General features: G+C 62.8%; 16 protein-coding genes. 13 read left to right on the top strand and 3 right to left on the bottom strand.

The annotated features are described in order from the left end of the window. Positions 1 to 5: 5 nt before the first annotated feature. Positions 6 to 1,529, top strand: coding sequence for a TolC family protein (locus HSW_RS12665; RefSeq protein ID WP_081768400.1), 1,524 nt, complete (start codon positions 6 to 8; stop codon positions 1,527 to 1,529). Between the two features lie 146 nt (positions 1,530 to 1,675). Here the strand turns inward: HSW_RS12665 and HSW_RS12670 are convergent, their stop codons facing one another. Further along, a complete protein-coding gene (locus tag HSW_RS12670; RefSeq protein WP_044002229.1) occupies positions 1,676 to 4,108 on the bottom strand; it encodes a zinc-dependent metalloprotease in 2,433 nt (810 codons plus the stop codon). A 128-nt stretch (positions 4,109 to 4,236) separates the two neighbouring features. Here HSW_RS12670 and HSW_RS12675 point away from each other — a divergent pair, with 128 nt between their 5' ends. Next, positions 4,237 to 4,668, top strand: a complete 432-nt coding sequence (locus HSW_RS12675) for a DUF1810 domain-containing protein (RefSeq protein WP_044002230.1) — start codon at positions 4,237 to 4,239, stop codon at positions 4,666 to 4,668. A gap of 103 nt (positions 4,669 to 4,771) precedes the next feature. Here the strand turns inward: HSW_RS12675 and mgrA are convergent, their stop codons facing one another. Further along, complete coding sequence (mgrA, locus tag HSW_RS12680) at positions 4,772 to 5,764, bottom strand: L-glyceraldehyde 3-phosphate reductase (RefSeq protein WP_044002231.1); 993 nt, start codon at positions 5,762 to 5,764, stop codon at positions 4,772 to 4,774. 235 nt (positions 5,765 to 5,999) lie between these two features. On the opposite strand from mgrA, the gene HSW_RS22865 reads away from it, so the two are divergent. The 9 genes from HSW_RS22865 (at position 6,000) to eutC (ending at position 14,103) form a co-directional block, all read left to right on the top strand. Then, the gene (locus HSW_RS22865; protein WP_052346408.1) at positions 6,000 to 6,869 is read left to right on the top strand and encodes an AraC family transcriptional regulator; all 870 of its coding nucleotides are present in this window, start codon (positions 6,000 to 6,002) and stop codon (positions 6,867 to 6,869) included. 101 nt (positions 6,870 to 6,970) lie between these two features. Then, a complete protein-coding gene (locus HSW_RS12690; RefSeq protein WP_044002232.1) occupies positions 6,971 to 7,333 on the top strand; it encodes a hypothetical protein in 363 nt (120 codons plus the stop codon). Positions 7,334 to 7,605: 272 nt separating this feature from the next. Further along, the gene (locus HSW_RS12695) at positions 7,606 to 8,466 is read left to right on the top strand and encodes an SDR family oxidoreductase (RefSeq protein ID WP_044002233.1); all 861 of its coding nucleotides are present in this window, start codon (positions 7,606 to 7,608) and stop codon (positions 8,464 to 8,466) included. Positions 8,467 to 8,629: 163 nt separating this feature from the next. Further along, on the top strand, positions 8,630 to 9,976 hold the full coding sequence (gene eat / locus HSW_RS12700; RefSeq protein ID WP_044002234.1) for an ethanolamine permease: 1,347 nt from the start codon (positions 8,630 to 8,632) through the stop codon (positions 9,974 to 9,976). Between the two features lie 304 nt (positions 9,977 to 10,280). Next, positions 10,281 to 11,663, top strand: a complete 1,383-nt coding sequence (locus tag HSW_RS12705) for an ethanolamine ammonia-lyase subunit EutB (protein ID WP_044002235.1) — start codon at positions 10,281 to 10,283, stop codon at positions 11,661 to 11,663. Between the two features lie 161 nt (positions 11,664 to 11,824). Next, positions 11,825 to 12,193, top strand: a complete 369-nt coding sequence (locus tag HSW_RS12710; RefSeq protein WP_044002236.1) for a VOC family protein — start codon at positions 11,825 to 11,827, stop codon at positions 12,191 to 12,193. Between the two features lie 154 nt (positions 12,194 to 12,347). Beyond that, complete coding sequence (locus tag HSW_RS12715; protein ID WP_044002237.1) at positions 12,348 to 12,824, top strand: cupin domain-containing protein; 477 nt, start codon at positions 12,348 to 12,350, stop codon at positions 12,822 to 12,824. Between the two features lie 41 nt (positions 12,825 to 12,865). Then, entirely contained in the window at positions 12,866 to 13,303 is a 438-nt protein-coding gene (locus tag HSW_RS12720) for a hypothetical protein (RefSeq protein ID WP_155832959.1), read from the top strand. Positions 13,304 to 13,314: 11 nt separating this feature from the next. After that, entirely contained in the window at positions 13,315 to 14,103 is a 789-nt protein-coding gene (gene eutC / locus HSW_RS12725; RefSeq protein WP_044004662.1) for an ethanolamine ammonia-lyase subunit EutC, read from the top strand. A 78-nt stretch (positions 14,104 to 14,181) separates the two neighbouring features. On the opposite strand, the gene HSW_RS12730 is transcribed toward eutC, so the two are convergent. Next, positions 14,182 to 15,102, bottom strand: a complete 921-nt coding sequence (locus tag HSW_RS12730) for an alpha/beta fold hydrolase (protein WP_071883105.1) — start codon at positions 15,100 to 15,102, stop codon at positions 14,182 to 14,184. A gap of 82 nt (positions 15,103 to 15,184) precedes the next feature. Here HSW_RS12730 and HSW_RS24555 point away from each other — a divergent pair, with 82 nt between their 5' ends. Together HSW_RS24555 and HSW_RS12740 are read left to right on the top strand one after the other, a co-directional pair. Further along, the gene (locus HSW_RS24555; RefSeq protein WP_197031873.1) at positions 15,185 to 15,649 is read left to right on the top strand and encodes a DUF7710 domain-containing protein; all 465 of its coding nucleotides are present in this window, start codon (positions 15,185 to 15,187) and stop codon (positions 15,647 to 15,649) included. Next, positions 15,624 to 15,899, top strand: a complete 276-nt coding sequence (locus HSW_RS12740; RefSeq protein ID WP_155832960.1) for a hypothetical protein — start codon at positions 15,624 to 15,626, stop codon at positions 15,897 to 15,899. The genes HSW_RS24555 and HSW_RS12740 overlap by 26 nt, the downstream gene beginning before the upstream one ends. Positions 15,900 to 15,931: the final 32 nt, after the last annotated feature.

Here is a 15,931-nt window from a genome sequence, read left to right on the forward strand (position 1 = left end):
GCTCTATGACTCTGTTTCGCCCCTCACTTGCCGGCCTGTTTTCCAAAAGAGACAAGAAATCAGCACTAGGCAACCGGCCTTTCAAGCGCCTGTTCGGACTGCTCACCTTAGCGGCCCTGGGCAGCTGTCAGACCATGCAGCCGGTGCTCACGCCCCGCGCCACGGCCGTGCCGGCTACCTTCGGCACGGCAGGCGCTGCGGGAGCAACCGACTCCGCGTCCATTGCCGCCCAGCCCTGGCAGCAGTTCTTTGCGGATCCTAACCTGATCGGGCTGCTTGATACGGCCCTGCGCGCCAACCCCGACTTACTGATTGCCGTGCAGCGGGTGGAAGTGGCCCGCGCCAGCGTGCAGGCGGCCCGGGGGGCACTGCTGCCCGCCGTCAACGGCGTGGCCGCCGCCAGCGCCGACCGGTTTGCCACCCTCAGCGGCACCGGCTACAACGCCACCAACGACGGCCGCCAGCTGCCCACGGTGGCTCCCGACTACTTCCTGGGGCTGCGCAGCGCCTGGGAAATCGACCTATGGGGCAAGCTGCGCAGCCGTCGCCGGGCGGCCGTCGCCCAAATGCTGGCCACCGAGCAGGGCCGCCGGCTGGTGCAAACCGCGCTGGTAGCCCAGGTGGCCCGCCTGTATTACGAGCTGCTGACGCTGGACAGCCAGCTGGACGTGCTGGGCAAAAACGAGCGGCTGCAAAACCGCGCCTTGGAAATCGTGAAGCTCCAGAAGCTGGGCGGCCGGGCCACCGAGCTGGCCGTGCAGCAGTTCACGGCCCAGTTGCTGCGCACCCGCAGCGGCGAGGTAGAGGTGCAGCAGCGCATTCTGGCCACCGAAAACCAGATGAACCGCCTGCTGGGTCGCTACCCGCAGCCCATTGCGCGGGGCCTGCCCATTCAGCAGCAGCCCCTGCCCGCCGTGCTCACCACCGGGCTGCCGGCCGAGCTGCTGCTGCGCCGCCCCGACGTGCAGCAGGCCGAGCTGGCGCTGCTGGCCACCAAGGCCGACGTAGCCGCCGCCCGGGCCGCCTTCCTGCCCTCGTTCACCCTGTCGCCGTACGTGGGGCTGAACGCCTACAAGGCCTCGTTGCTGCTGAGCACGCCCGGTTCGCTGGCCTACGGGCTGCTGGCCGGCGTGTCGGCCCCGCTCTTCAACCGCAACGTGCTACGGGCCGAGTACACCCAGTCGGCGGCCCGGCAGCGCATTGCCTACTTCGAGTACCAGCGCAGCATCCAGACCGGGTTTGAGGAGGTGACCACCAGCCTGCGCGGGGCCCAGAACTACCAGCGCGTGTACGCTTTGCAGCAGCAGGAAGTAGCGGCCCTGACCAAGGCCGTGGACATTTCCAACGACCTCTACACGGCCAGCTACGCCACCTACCTGGAAGTAATTACGGCCCAGCGCAGCGCCCTGGAAGCCGAGCTGAACCTGACTACCACCCGTCGCGAGCAGTTCCTGCAGCTCATCGACCTGTACCGCGCCCTGGGCGGCGGGGCCCCGGTAACGGCAGCAGACCCGGCGGCTGTGCGCTGATGCTCTGCACTGGATCAATACTGAAAGAGCCCCGCCAACTGGCGGGGCTCTTTTGCCTTATACCGAAAAATACTACGCCTCAGCGGCTGGCGCGGCAGCCCCGCGCGCAACCAACGCGCCAACGGTAACGAGGCAGCCACCCTTCATTACAATTCCCCGCAGTCGTCCGAGCCGATGGGGGCGCCGTCGGGCATGGGGAGGGCGGGCGCGGGCTGGAACTTCTCGGGGGCTTCCTCGAACTGCCGGATGGTGCGCAACCCCAGCAAAGCGGTGGCACGGCGGTTTTCGTCGCGGGCTTTCTGGTCTTTTTCCAGCTGCTGCTTCAGCTCCTCCACTTTCAGCGCGGTTACGGCCTGCACGCCCGCCGGGGCCTGCGGGGCGGCGGCCAACGCCAGCAGCTGGTGCAGCGTGCGCATCTGCACGAGCCGCTGCAGCTCGCCGGTATAGCCGGTTTCGGGCTTGCTGCCCCAGGTCTGGGCCAGCAGCTTATCGAGCACGGCGCGCAGGCCGGGCTGCTCGGAGTGGCGGGCGTGGTATTCCTCCAGGCGGGCCGCCCGCTGCGGGCTCAGCAGAAATTCCAGCGTGGTAGCCGCCGCCGATTCGGCCGCGCCGAGGGCGTCGAAGGTGAGGCCGGTGCGGGCGGGGAAGGTTTCGCGGGAGCGGCCGTAGTTCACGGGGCGGGGCGGAATCTTGGCCAGCAGCTCCTCCGGCAGCGCCAGCTCCCGGGGCGAAATCGTGCGCAGCAGCGCGTCGAAGGCCTTCCATTGCTCCGCGGGCGTCACGAATTGCGTAACGGTCTGGCCGTCGCCCTTCAGGGCGTAGGTGTAGTAGAGGCCGCCGAGCTGCTTGGCCGCCGCCTCCACCTGGTAGCGCTGCAGCAGGTACATGGGCACCAGCACTTCCTCCAGCAGGGCCATGGGCTGGCCGGGAGCCAGGGCTTTTTCGCTGAAGCGGCTGAGCAGCTGCCGGCGCACGTCCATGAGGCGGTTGAGCTCGTCGGCGGCGTTGGGGCCGTCGTCCCAGAGGTGGGCCGTGGGGTGCGCGCCCCCGGCCGCGCGGGCGTCGGCGTCGGAAATGAACACGTAGCCCTCGGCCAGCGTCTGCTGCATAATAGCTTGCAGGGCCGCCTTTTCATCGGCTTGGGGGCCGAAATCCTGGTAGCCGTAGAGGATGGCGCGCTTGTCCCAGCTGCCAATGCCGGCGGCGTAGGCCTCGCTCAAATCGATGCTGCCATCGGCCCGCATCTTGATGCGCGGCATGGGGTAGTCCATCACCGACGACCGTTCGCGGGTGCTGGCCGAGTAGTTGTGGTAGAGGCCCAGGGTGTGGCCCACCTCGTGGGCGGCCAGCTGGCGCAGGCGCGCCACGGCCATCTGCAGCATCTCGGGGCGCGGGGGCTGGCCGTCCTCGTAGGGTTGGAGCAGGCCCTCGGCAATCAGGAAATCCTGGCGCACCCGCAATGAGCCCAGCGACACTTGTCCCTTGATGATTTCGCCGGTGCGCGGGTCCGTGATGCTGGCCCCGTACGACCAGCCCCGGGTGGAACGGTGCACCCACTGGATGAGGTTGTAGCGGATGTCCATCGGGTCGGCGTCCTCGGGCAGCAGCTTCACCTGAAACGCGTTGCGGTAGCCGGCGGCTTCAAACGCCTGGTTCCACCACGCAGCACCTTCCATAAGAGCCGAGCGCACGGGCTCGGGCGCGCCCCGGTCCAGGTAGTACACCAGCGGCTCCACGGCCTCGCTCTGGGCCGCCGTAGGGTCTTTTTTGAAGAGCCGATGGCGCACCAGCTGCCGCTGCATGATGGGCTGGTCGATGGGCGTGGCGTAATCCATGAACTCGTTGGCGTAGTAACCGGCGCGCGGATCGAACGCGCGGGGCCGGTACTGGTCGTCGGGGAGTTGAATGAAGGAGTGGTGCATATGCACCGTCACGGCGTTGGGGTCAGGCGTCACGGACCGGATTTCGCGGCCCTTGGCCTTGCCGATGAGCGTGATGACGGCCTCAAACTCCGAGTTCTGCGGGAAGGCTTTGGTGTTGGGCAGAAACACCGCCGAGCGGCTTTCCTCGGCCTTGTAGCTTCCCTGTTTGAGGTCTTCGAGCCGGTCGCCGATCTGGTGCGAATCGCGCAGTAGGAAGGGCGTGAGGTCTACCAGCACCCGGTTGCCTTCCTCAGCTTCGGCCTTGAACCCCCAGATAACCGACTGCGCAAACGCCTGCTCCACCGATTTGCGCTCGTCGGGGTTCTGGCTCACGGCGCGGTAGTCGTAGTTGGGCTGGAGCAGCAGAATCTTGGGGCCGCTTCGCACGAACTTCACGATGCGCTGCTGCCCGATCTGGCCCCGGTCGAGGCCCAAATCGTTGGAGCCCACGCCGTGGGGCAGGCTGCTCACGTAGAGGATTTCCTGGTCGAGCTTATCGATTTCCAGTAGAATCCGGCCGCCCTTCTCATCCCAGTAGAAGGGAAAGAATCCGGCGAATTTGCGGAACCCCCGGGTTTTCTCAGCCAGCGTCTGGGCCGAGGCGAACGAGGCGCTGAGCAACAGGGCACCCAGCAGCAGGCAGTAGAGTTTCTTCACGCAGAAATATAGGCTATGTAGTGCGCCGTAAGGTAAAAACGGAAGTTGGTTATCAAACACTGGTGCAACCAGCATCTACCCGACGGCACTTGCCGTTACCTGACTTTCCCTACTTCATCTGCCTCACCATGCCGCAAAAACTCGACCTCCAACGCTTCCTCGACGCCCAGCAGCGCGACTATGCCACGGCCCTAGACGAAATCAGGGCCGGCCGCAAGCGCACTCACTGGATGTGGTATGTATTCCCCCAGATGCAGGGCCTGGGCTACAGCGAAACGGCCCGGTTCTATGCCATTCAGAACCGGCAGGAGGCCGAGGCGTATTTGAAACACCCGGTGCTGGGCCCGCACCTGCGGGAAATCAGTGCGGCCCTGCTGACGCTGGAAAGTACCGACGCTACCCGCATCATGGGTAGCCCCGATGACCTGAAGCTCCGCTCCAGCATGACGCTGTTTGCCGCCCTGGAAGGTGCCGACCCGGTTTTTCAGCGGGTGCTGGATAAATTTTTCGGCGGCGAGCCGGACGAGAAAACGCGGCAGATTCTGCGGCAGAATCCGTAGCGGCCAGCACCGCAATAGTACCTGTCATTCTGAGCGCAGCAAGGAATCTGAGTTACTCATTTGAGGCTGATCCAGATTCCTCGCTGTGCTCGGAATGACAGGTTTAGGACTTCAGCACGTTTTCAATCTGCCCCAGCTCCTCGGGGCTGAACTGCAGGTTATCCAGGCAGCGGAGCGAATCGGTGAGCTGCTCGGGCTTGCTGGCTCCGATGAGCACGGACGTTACCCGCTCGTCACGCAGAATCCAGCTCAGGGCCATTTGGGCCAAGCTTTGGTTGCGCTGCTGTGCCAAGTCGTTGAGCTGGCGGATTTGGCTGAGACGCTCGTCGGTGAGCTGGTTTTCGGTGAGAAAACCCACGCCTTTGGCCACCCGCGAATCGTCGGGGATGCCGTGCAGGTATTTGTTGGTGAGCAGGCCCTGGGCCAGCGGCGAAAACGGAATACAGCCCACGCCTTCCTGGCCCAGCAGGTCCAGCAAACCATTTTCCGGGCCGCGCTCAAACATCGAGTATTTGGGCTGGTGAATCAGGCAGGGCGTGCCCAGCGCCCGTAGGATGCGGATGGCCTCGGCGGCCTCTCGGGGCGCGTAGTTGCTGATGCCAACGTACAGGGCCTTGCCCTGGCGCACCACGTGGTCGAGGGCGCTCATGGTTTCTTCCAGGGGCGTGTCGGGGTCGGGGCGGTGCGAGTAGAAGATGTCCACGTAGTCCAGCTTCATCCGGCGCAGGCTCTGGTTCAGACTCGAAATCAGGTATTTGCGTGAGCCCCACTCGCCGTAGGGTCCCTCCCACATGTGGTAGCCGGCCTTGGTGGAAATGACTAGCTCGTCGCGGTAGCCGCGGAAATCCTCTTTCAGGATGCGGCCGAAGTTGGTTTCGGCCGAGCCGGGGGGTGGGCCGTAGTTGTTGGCCAGATCGAAGTGCGTAACGCCCGAGTCGAAGGCGCGGTGCAGGATAGCGCGGAAGTTCTGGAGCACGTCCACGTCACCGAAGTTGTGCCAGAGGCCGAGCGAGACGGCCGGCAGTTTCAGGCCGCTGCGGCCGCAGCGGCGGTAAGGCATGTCGGCGTAGCGGCCGGGGCTGGGTTGGTAGGGCATTGCGTGAGCGGAGTTGGTTGGATTGGGGGAGCAAGTACGCAGAAACCCGGAAAGTGTACGCGCCACTACCGCCGTTTTCGCGAAGGAACCAGTAGTATTACACCTAAGCATCCGCTTGTCATTCCGAGCTTGCCGAGGAATCTCGCGTGCTGACGTCAGTATTGCTACCACAACATCAGCACGCGAGATTCCTCGGCAAGCTCAGAATGACGTTCTAGTTCAACAGCCCGCCTCCATGTCCAACCTGATTCCGACCTACCGGCTGCAGAGCTTTTCCCGCCCCGATGAGGAGCTGGCGGACGCGTTTTTTCTGGATGAGCATACCCACACGGCCGGCCCGCCCCTGGGTGTGCCGTATCGGGGCAACTACTACAAAATCGGGATTTGCCTGCGCGGCACGGCGACGCTGAAGGCCAATCTGGAAACGTACTGCATCGAGCCGGGCAGCCTGATGCTCATCACGCCCCACATTATCAAAGAGTGGACGGACTTCTCGCCCGACCACGACAGCCTGTCGGTGTTCTTCACGCCCGAGTTCATCACCACCCGCAACCACATTCCGGTCGACAATTTTCAGTTTCTGGAAAGCGCCACCCGGCACGTGCTGCCCCTCGCGGCGGCGGAAGCGGCCAGCATTACGGCCTCCATGCGCCTGCTGCAGCAGAAGTTTCAGGCTCCGCACCCCTACCGCAATCAGGTCATCAAAAGTCTGATCAACAGCCTGCTCTACGAGGTGGTGGGCCTCTACGATCAGCAGCACGCGACGCTGCAGGCCACCCAAACCCGCAGCCAGCTGCTCACCGCCGAGTTCAAGCTCCTGGTAAACGCGCACAGCACCACCGCGCGCAGCGTGAAGTTCTACGCCGACCACCTCTGCATCACGCCCAAACACCTCACCGACACCCTGAAGCAGACCACTGGCAAAACCGCCGGCGAGTGGATTGAGGAAGCCGTGATGCTGGAAGCCAAGGCCCTGCTGCAGCACGGGCAGCTTTCCGTGGCCCAGGTAGCCGACCTGCTGCACTTCCCCGATCAATCGGCGTTCAGCCGCTTCTTCCGCAACAGCCTCGGCCTCTCGCCCACGGCGTATAAGCAGGCGGGATAGGCTTCTAAGATGAGGTAGAACCTAATGGAACGTCATACTCCATATGGCGTCCACTTATCGAAGCATATCTACCTGCCCATATTTTCACTAAACCAGCAGCTGTGTCGACTTACCTCTCTACCCCGGAATTGATAGCCCGCGTTCATCTTGGTAAAGAGGTTGAACAATGGCTTTCATATGAGAAGAATAAGGAATATGCTTTCATAAGGTGGTTGGTCATTGGTAGAGAAAAAGACCAATTTACCGTTACCTATTATGAGTCATTCGATGAAGGCGACGAAGACTTCTATGACGTATCCGAATTTTCAGTGCTGGACCCGGAGGACACTCCTTATGGCATCACACACGAGTTTGACTCGGTAGAAAAAGTGCTTGTTTTTGCTGTTACAACTTATGGGGCATCAGCTGATAAGTTCGTGGCGGGCGGCATGATTCAGGAAGAATACATCAAGCATCTATGCTAAGGGCTTCTGTCTTTGACACCTCAACGAAGCGGTAGAGATGCTTCGACTACGCCCCGCATGAAGTTCTGAATAGTGGCAGAGGTTGCTGCTGACTCTTGCCAGCTGCCTCTTCCCGCCTTTTTGCCCAACCTTCCCGCCCTTTCGCTCTGGTAGCGGGCGTGTGGGTGGGCCACCTTTGCATCACCCGCTTCCGGCCGGAACTTGAATAGCTGAATCAGGCAATTGCCGGCCGGCGCGGGCAATGTTTCTCTTCCTTATTTTTCCCTTTTTGTATGATTCTGATAACGGGTGCAGCCGGCCACATTGGGTTGGCGGTGATAGAGCGGCTGCTGCAGCTGATTGACCCTGACCAGGTTGCTGGCCTGGTGCGCGACGAAGCCAAAGCCGCCGGCTTGAAGGCGCGGGGCGTGCACATCCGCGTGGGCGACTACCGCGACCCGGCCTCCCTGGACCGGGCCATGCAGGGCGTCAGCAAGGTGCTGCTGGTTTCCGGCGGTGGCGAAGACGACGGCCTGCAGCAGCACTGCAACGTGGTAGATGCCGCCAAAAAAGCTGGCGTAGCGTGCCTGGCCTATACCAGTCGCGCCCTGCAAAACCCCGCCACGCTGGTCAACCAGCTTATGGAGCGCCACTTCCAGACGGAGGACTACATCCGGGCCAGCGGGGTGCCGTACGTGCTGTTTCGCAACATTCTGTACCTGGACACGATGCCGCAGTTTGTGGGTCCGCAGGTGTTTGAGCGGGGCATTCAGCTGCCCGCCGGTCAGGGCCGGGTGGCCTTCGCGCTCCGCCAGGATATGGGCGAGGCCATTGCCAACGTGCTGGCCGACAGCCGCTGCGACAGCCGTATCTTCACCTTCACCGGCAGCGCCACCTACTCCTTCGCCGACGTGGCCGCGGCCCTGAGCGAGCTATCCGGGAAGCCCGTGGCCTACACGCCCATCGAGCAACCCGCCTTTGAGGCCCGGCTGCAGGCGCAGGGCCTGCCCGAGGTAGCCATCCGGCGCATCACTGGCTTCCTCACCGACATCAAAAACGGCCAGGAATCCACCATTAGCACTGATTTAGCCGACGTGTTGGGTCGCCCGCCCACGCCGCTGAAGGAAGGATTGAAGGCTATTTTCAAGCTGTAAACAGATGCCTCTCATCAGTAACGCCCGGCCGAAACGTCGGGCGTTGGTATTTGCGGTGGGAACCAGATTCGCGGAGTGACGTGCCCAGGTTGGGTGGCTAACCTACTTGCACTGCGGCGCTTATGTTCTACATTAGGCAGACAGCCCTAACGCCCTGCCGCTTATGCCTACCGCTACAACTGCCGCCGCGCCGACCCTGAAGAAAGTACTCCGGCCGTTGCACCTGTGGGCACTGGCCGTGGGGCTGGTCATTTCGGGCGAGTATTTCGGCTGGAACTACGGATGGGCAGTAGCCGGGCCGGTGGGGTTTCTGGTGGCTACGCTGCTGGTGACGGTGCTCTACGTGACGTTCATTTTCAGCTTCACGGAGCTGACGACGGCCATTCCGCACGCGGGCGGGCCGTTTGCCTACTCCTACCGCGCCTTCGGGCCGCTGGGCGGGTTGGTGGCGGGCTATGCCACGCTGGTGGAGTTTCTGATGGCCCCGCCGGCCATTGCGCTGGCGCTGGGCAGCTACGGACACTTTTTGCATCCGCAGGTGCCGGTGCTGGGCACGGCGCTGGCCTGCTACGCGGTGTTTATCGGCCTGAACCTGCTGGGCATGAAGGAGTCGGCGCGGTTTTCACTGCTGGTGACGCTGCTGGCGGTGGGCGAGTTGGTGGTGTATATGGGGCTGGTGGCGCCGAGCTTCCGGGTCAGCAACTTTCTGGCCCACCCGGTGCCGCTGGGCGCGGCGGGCGTGTTTGCGGCCCTGCCGTTTGCCATCTGGTTTTACTTGGCCATCGAGGGCGTGGCCATGGTGGCGGAGGAAGTCGAAAACCCCAAAAAAACCATTCCCAAGGGCTACCTCTACGGGCTGGGCACGCTGGTGGTGCTGGCCCTGGGCGTGATGGTGCTTACCGGCGGCGTTACGGACTGGCGCACCCTCAGCCGCATCGATTATCCCCTGCCAGAGGCCCTGGCCGTGGTGCTGGGCCGCCACAGCCGCCTGACGCAGCTGTTTGCCAGCATCGGGCTGTTTGGGCTAGTGGCTTCGTTCCACGGCACCATCATCGGCTACTCGCGGCAGGTGTTTGCCCTGGCCCGCAGCGGCTACCTGCCCGGGTTTCTGGCCCGCGTGAACCCGCGCTTCCAGACGCCGCACTGGGCGTTGGTAGCCGGCGGCGTGGTGGGCGCGGTGGCTCTGCTCACCGGCACCACGGCCCAGGTCATTGTGCTGTCGGTGCTGGGCGCGGTGGTGATGTACACCATCAGTCTGCTGAGCCTGTTTGCGCTGCGCCGCCGCGAGCCGCAGCTGGAGCGGCCCTTCGTGGCCCCGTTCTACCCGTGGTTTCCGCTGCTGGCCCTGGCCCTCACGCTGCTGAGTCTGGGGGCCATTGTGTATTATAATGTATGGCTGAGCGTGGTGTTTTTCGCCGGTCTGGGGTTGGCACTGGCCATTTTCGTGCTGCTGGGCCGCCACCGCCGGCCGGTGCCAGCAGACGCTTTGCTCAATGCCGAACGACTGTAGAGACGCGACACTTCGCGTCTCGGCGTTGCTGACACTACGTGGGTTTGGAATGACAGCGCAATTACGTTAGAACATCATGTTGAACCCCGCGAAGCATATTTTAGGACGTCGTACTGAGCTTGTCGAAGCATCTCTACCGCTTCGCCTGCACGATTGAGTTAGCCAGAGGTAGAGATGCTTCGACAAGCTCAGCATGACGGTCACTGAAAGCAACATCACCAACGACGAGACGCGAAGTGTCGCGTCTCTACAGCCGCCAGAACGAGTCTCACTACTCAATACCAAGTACTCACTACTTAACACCATGTACCGCCATACCATCCGCCAGCGCACCTACACTTTCCCGGACCTGCGGACGCTGCTGGCGCGGGCCTCGCCCCTGCGCTCCGGCGACCAGCTGGCCGGCGTGGCGGCCGAAACCTACGAGGAGCGAGTGGCCGCCCAGTACGCCCTGGCCGACGTGCCGCTGCGCCAGTTTCTCACCGAAGCCCTGGTGCCCTACGAGCAGGACGACGTCACCCGCCTCATTATCGATACCCACGATGCGGCGGCCTTCGCGCCCGTCGGCCACTTCACCGTGGGGCAGCTGCGCGACTGGCTGCTGTCGGCGGCGGCGGATGCGGCTACGCTGCAACGCCTCGCCCCCGGCCTCACGCCCGAAATGGTGGCGGCCGTGAGCAAGCTGCTGCGCAACCAGGAGTTGATTGGCGTGGCCCGGCGCGTGGAGGTAATCACGCGGTTTCGCAACACGCTGGGGCTGCGCGGGCGCCTGGCCACCCGCCTGCAGCCCAACCACCCCACCGACGACGCGCGGGGCATTGCCGCCAGCCTCGTCGACGGCCTGCTCTACGGCAGCGGCGACGCGGTGCTGGGCATCAACCCCGCCACCGACAGTCCCCGCGCCATCCGCCAGCTGCTGGAACTGCTCGACGGCGTGCGGGAGCAGTTCCAGATTCCGACCCAGACCTGCGTGCTCGGCCACGTCACCACCACCCTGGAGCTGATCCGGCAGGGCGCGCCCGTGGACCTCACGTTCCAGTCCATCGGCGGCACGGAGGCCACCAACGCCAGCTTCGGGGTGAGTCTGAGCTTGCTGCGGGAAGCCCACGAGGCCACCTTGAGTTTGAACCGGGGCACGCTCGGCGACAACGTCATGTACTTTGAAACCGGCCAGGGCAGCGCCCTGAGCGCCAACGCCCACCATGGCCTCGACCAGCAGACCTGCGAGGCCCGCGCCTACGCCGTGGCCCGGCGGTTTCGGCCGCTGCTGGTGAATTCGGTGGTCGGCTTCATCGGCCCCGAGTACCTCTACGATGGCAAGCAGATCATCCGGGCGGCCCTGGAAGACCATTTCTGCGGTAAGCTGCTGGGCCTGCCCATGGGCGTGGACGTATGCTACACCAACCACGCCGAAGCCGACCAAGACGACATGGACACGCTCCTGACGCTGCTAGGCGTGGCCGGCTGCACCTTCATCATGGGCATTCCCGGTGCCGACGACATCATGCTCGGCTACCAGTCTACCTCCTTCCACGACGCCCTCTACCTGCGTCAGGTTCTCGGCCTGCGCCCCGCCCCCGAGTTCGAGGCCTGGCTCCAGCAACAGGGCATTTTTGGGGAGCAAGGCCAGCTACTCCCGGCATCAACGGGGCACCGGCTGCTGGGCGCGGGCGGACTGGGCCACTGATGAATGGCGGTATTATTCCGCACAGTTGTAGAGACGCAATATCTTGCGTCTCGTCGTTGAACGGCCCGAAACCACGCCGGCGTAACAACATCAGCAACGACGAGACGCAAGATATTGCGTCTCTACAGCCTTGGCCGCTTAAAACCCTTTCCCTCGCCCCTATGACGCAAAAAATCCGCTCCCTCCGCCCCTTCATCGGGGCCAAAGACTACGCCGTTTCGCGCAGCTTCTACCGCGCCTTTGGCTTCACCGAAATCGTCCTGTCGTCGGCCATGTCCCTGTTCACGTTGGGAGGCGTGAGCTTTTACCTGCAGGATGCCTACGTGGCAGACTGGGTGGACAATACCATGCTGTTTCTGGAGGTCGAAGACGTGGAGCAGTACTGGCAGGAGCTGACGGCGCTGGATTTACCCGGCCGGTTTTCCGGCGTAAAGCTGGTGCCCATCCGGGAGGAAGTCTGGGGCCGGGAAGGCTTCGTCCACGACCCCGCCGGCGTCCTCTGGCACATCGGCGAGTTTAATCAAGGGTAAAATTCCAGAACGTCATGCTGAGCTTGCCGAAGCATCTCTACCGCTTCGTTGCAATGGCAATTCAATGTCAGCACGCAAGATGCTTCGGCAAGCTCAGCATGACGTTCAAGAAGTTTCAATTGACTTTCCGGATACCGCCCTTCTACCCAACCCTATGACTGCCCAGGAAATCATCCAGCATCTGCAGCTGCTGCCCCACCCCGAGGGCGGCTACTACCGCGAAACCTACCGCGCCACCGACACCCTGACCACCGCCGAGGGCAATACCCGCAGCGTGAGCACAGCCATTTACTACTTGCTTGAAAACGAGGACAAGTCGCACTTCCACCGCATCAAGTCCGATGAGTTGTGGTTTTTCCACCAGGGGCAGGCACTGGAAATCATCCTGCTGACACCCGGTCAGCCCACCCGCCTCGTCCTCGGCAGCAACTTCAGCAGCGGCGAGCTGCCGCAGGCCGTTGTACCGGCCAATACGTGGTTTGCGGCCCACCTGCCGCACCGCGCCGGCTTCGCGCTGGTCAGCTGCACAGTGGCCCCCGGCTTCGATTTCGCGGATTTTGAGCTGGCCGAGCGGGCGGCGCTACTTGCGGAGTTTCCGCAGGAGGCGGAGTTGGTGGAGCAGTTTACGTAAGAACAAAAGTCATTATGCACCTATCTACAAATCGAAATAGAATGCCTGTTCATCACCGAGATGAAAAATATTTAGATGAAGTCATCAGGCAAAGATTCTCATCTGCTTTTATGAGCAATAGCAAATGGGTGAAACTACTTTCCACTCTGATTGCTAATTCCTTGCATATTAAACAGTGTAGAATAAGACTCATATGGGATGATACAAAGCCGTATCGGCGGCTTGTGTTTGATGAAAATACACAGTTTGGGCTCGACTATTATGAAACCTCCATGGAAGCTATGGTTTCTGGCAAACCAAGAGGATGGTATGATTATAAGGAAATAGAGTGGCTAGATTTTCCAAGCCTAGAAATTAGTGAGGGTAGCGCCCCCGCCATTCAACAGGATATAGAGACTATACAATCACTAATTGACGGTACCGGGCAATACAGAACAGAAATCACAGCAGACAATTTAAGGCTGTACGCTTACCTCTGACAGTGAATAAAATGCCCGACGAACTATCCCACCACACCCCTCCCCCCGACGACCCCTGGGCCGGCTTGCGGGCCTACACCGCCGCCCGCATCGCCCTGGGCCGCACCGGCAGCAGCGTGCCGCTACGGGAGGCGCTGGCATTCCGGCTGGCCCACGCCCACGCCCGCGACGCCGTGTACTCCACCCTCGACCTGCCCCGCCTCACCGCCGGCCTCACCGCCGGCCTGACGGCCCTCGCGCTGTCGGTGCAGCCCGTGCGTAGCCGCGCCGAAACCCGCGAGCAGTACCTCCAGCGCCCCGACTACGGCCGCCAGCTGGCCCAGGAGTCGCGGCAGCTGCTGCAGGACACGCCGGCTCCCGAAGCCACTGACGTAGCCCTGATTCTGGCCGACGGCCTCTCCGCCACCGCCGTGAATGAGCACGCCCTGCCCCTGCTGCATGAGTTACTGCCGAAGCTGCGGCAGGCCGGCTTCCGCCTCGCGCCCGTGGTGCTGGCCGAGCAGGCCCGCGTGGCCCTCAGCGACGAAATCGGGGAGCTGCTGGGGGCGCGGCTGGCGCTGATGCTCATTGGGGAGCGGCCGGGCCTGAGCGCCCCGCACAGCCTCGGAGTCTACCTTACCTACGCCCCCCGCCCCGGCCGCACCGACGAGGCCCGCAACTGCGTCTCCAACATCCGCCCCGAAGGCCTCCCCTACGCCGCCGCTGCCGATAAGCTGTTCTACCTGATGCAAGAGTCGTTGCGGCGGCAGCTTTCGGGGGTGGCCCTGAAAGATGAAATGGGGCTTCTGGGTGAGTTATAGCGTGAAGCTCCACGAGTGAGGCAGCCTGTCTGTTGGCACATGGTGCGCTGCCTCACTCGCGGAGCTTCGCTTTACAGGCTATTTACCGCGCTTCACCAGTACCCAGCCCCCCACGATGCCCAGCAACAACGCCGCAGCTATGGCGGCTTTCGGCACAGCCGGGCGCGGCTGCGGGGCGGGCTTGCGGGCAATGTCCTGGTCGCGGAAGGGCTGGCGGCACAGGGTGGCCAGAATCAGGCGGGCAGCTTCGGCGGGCTGGTCCCACTGGGGGAAGTGGCCGCAGTGGTCGAACCAGTAGAGACGAGCGTCGGGGAACTTGGCCAGGGCCCGGCGGGCCTGGGTGGGCAGGCACACCCGGTCGTGGCGACCCCAGCCGATGACCAGCGGGGCCGCAATGCTGCCGGCCGGAGCGGCCTGCTGCACCTCGCCATGGGCCAGCGTGTCGAGCAGCTCGCCGAACACGGGCGTGTGGGCAAAGCTGTACATCTCGTCCTGGGCCTGGTTGCCATCCAGGGCCCAGGGGCGGGCCGAAAACTGCGGCAGCAGCACCGTACGGCCCACCGCCGAGTGCATCAGCGCCGGCATTACGGGCTGCAAAGCGCCCACCAGCTTCTGCGATACGGCTACGGAGTGGTAGAAAAATGGCACTTCCCAGCCTTCCCAAAACCCACCGGGGTCAAGGGAAACCACGGCCCCGAGCACGCCGCCGCGCCGGGCCAGCTCCAGCACCAGCCGCGCCCCCATCGAACTGCCGACGGCATCAATACCCAGCAGGTCGTGCTCGGTGAGAAAGGCCGTGAGGGCATCGGCCAGGGTACCAATGGTATGCTCGCCGGGCAGCCGCGGCGATGCGCCGTGGCCGGGCAAATCAACGGCAATAACATCGTGCTCGGCAGCCAGCGTGTCGAAAATGGTATTCCAGGAGCGCCAGCTGCCGCCGATACCGTGAACCAGAAGCAGGGCCGGGCCAGTGCCGCGCCGGATGTAGTGCAGTGCCATAAAAAAGGGGAAAGGGAAAAGCGTGGTTAGTGCATACGGCCCACCCCACCCCGAGTTAGCGGCAGTACGATAAATATCCGCTATGCTACGTGTTGCGGGCGGCGGTGCCGCCCATACCGTTCAGCCTCACTTTGTGGCGCCGGTTTCACTAGCCGAAGCTTTGCAGGCCGCTGGCAGCGGCTTAAAGCCTGTAGTTGTCATGCTGAGCTTGCCGAAGCATCTCTACCGCTTCGTTGGGTTCCATTTACCTTTGACACACTACATCTTCTTCCACATGAGCGAAGTTTGGGTATTTCACGGAGCCGGCAGCCGTTTCACCGGCGGCGTATTCACTTCCCGGCAACAGGCTGAAGAGTTTATCCAGCAGTATCAGCTGAGCGGCATCCTCACCAAATATCCGCTGGGAATCAGCGCCTATGACTGGGCGCAACAGGAGGGCATTTTTCAGCCAACCAAACCGGAGCAGTACACTACGGGCTTTATCCAGCGCTTCACGTCGGCCAGCCAGGAACACTACCACTATGAGGACGGCAAGTGTGATGCATGAGCAACCCAAGCGGCGCTTTTATCTACTTATTTACGAAGCGGCTACCGGTATTGTGCTGATGCAGGACTGCATGACCCGCTTCCATAACCATACCGGCACAACTGCGGTGCCGTACATAGAGCTTGATGTAAGTGATGAGGGAGCAGCCCGGCGTCGGGCCACAGGCATCCTGATCATGTATCCGAAAGTAGAGGTAACCATCTACGATGAGCACATGCGCTACATAACAACGTTGCCAAACGCTAACTGACCAACGGCTCATTCCCAAAATCCTCCCGACCT

It is taken from the genome of Hymenobacter swuensis DY53 (assembly GCF_000576555.1).
Lineage (GTDB): Bacteria > Bacteroidota > Bacteroidia > Cytophagales > Hymenobacteraceae > Hymenobacter > Hymenobacter swuensis.

Excerpts from the sequence above, each read along its gene's own strand:
- eat (WP_044002234.1), top strand. The coding sequence starts at position 8,630 with ATGCCTACCGCTACAACTGCCGCCGCGCCGACCCTGAAGAAAGTACTC.
- HSW_RS12740 (WP_155832960.1), top strand. The coding sequence starts at position 15,624 with ATGAGGACGGCAAGTGTGATGCATGAGCAACCCAAGCGGCGCTTTTAT.
- HSW_RS12705 (WP_044002235.1), top strand. The coding sequence starts at position 10,281 with ATGTACCGCCATACCATCCGCCAGCGCACCTACACTTTCCCGGACCTG.
- eutC (WP_044004662.1), top strand. The coding sequence starts at position 13,315 with ATGCCCGACGAACTATCCCACCACACCCCTCCCCCCGACGACCCCTGG.
- HSW_RS12730 (WP_071883105.1), bottom strand. The coding sequence starts at position 15,102 with ATGGCACTGCACTACATCCGGCGCGGCACTGGCCCGGCCCTGCTTCTG.
- HSW_RS12710 (WP_044002236.1), top strand. The coding sequence starts at position 11,825 with ATGACGCAAAAAATCCGCTCCCTCCGCCCCTTCATCGGGGCCAAAGAC.
- HSW_RS24555 (WP_197031873.1), top strand. The coding sequence starts at position 15,185 with ATGCTACGTGTTGCGGGCGGCGGTGCCGCCCATACCGTTCAGCCTCAC.
- HSW_RS12720 (WP_155832959.1), top strand. The coding sequence starts at position 12,866 with ATGCCTGTTCATCACCGAGATGAAAAATATTTAGATGAAGTCATCAGG.
- HSW_RS12695 (WP_044002233.1), top strand. The coding sequence starts at position 7,606 with ATGATTCTGATAACGGGTGCAGCCGGCCACATTGGGTTGGCGGTGATA.
- HSW_RS12665 (WP_081768400.1), top strand. The coding sequence starts at position 6 with ATGACTCTGTTTCGCCCCTCACTTGCCGGCCTGTTTTCCAAAAGAGAC.
- HSW_RS12675 (WP_044002230.1), top strand. The coding sequence starts at position 4,237 with ATGCCGCAAAAACTCGACCTCCAACGCTTCCTCGACGCCCAGCAGCGC.
- HSW_RS22865 (WP_052346408.1), top strand. The coding sequence starts at position 6,000 with ATGTCCAACCTGATTCCGACCTACCGGCTGCAGAGCTTTTCCCGCCCC.
- HSW_RS12715 (WP_044002237.1), top strand. The coding sequence starts at position 12,348 with ATGACTGCCCAGGAAATCATCCAGCATCTGCAGCTGCTGCCCCACCCC.
- mgrA (WP_044002231.1), bottom strand. The coding sequence starts at position 5,764 with ATGCCCTACCAACCCAGCCCCGGCCGCTACGCCGACATGCCTTACCGC.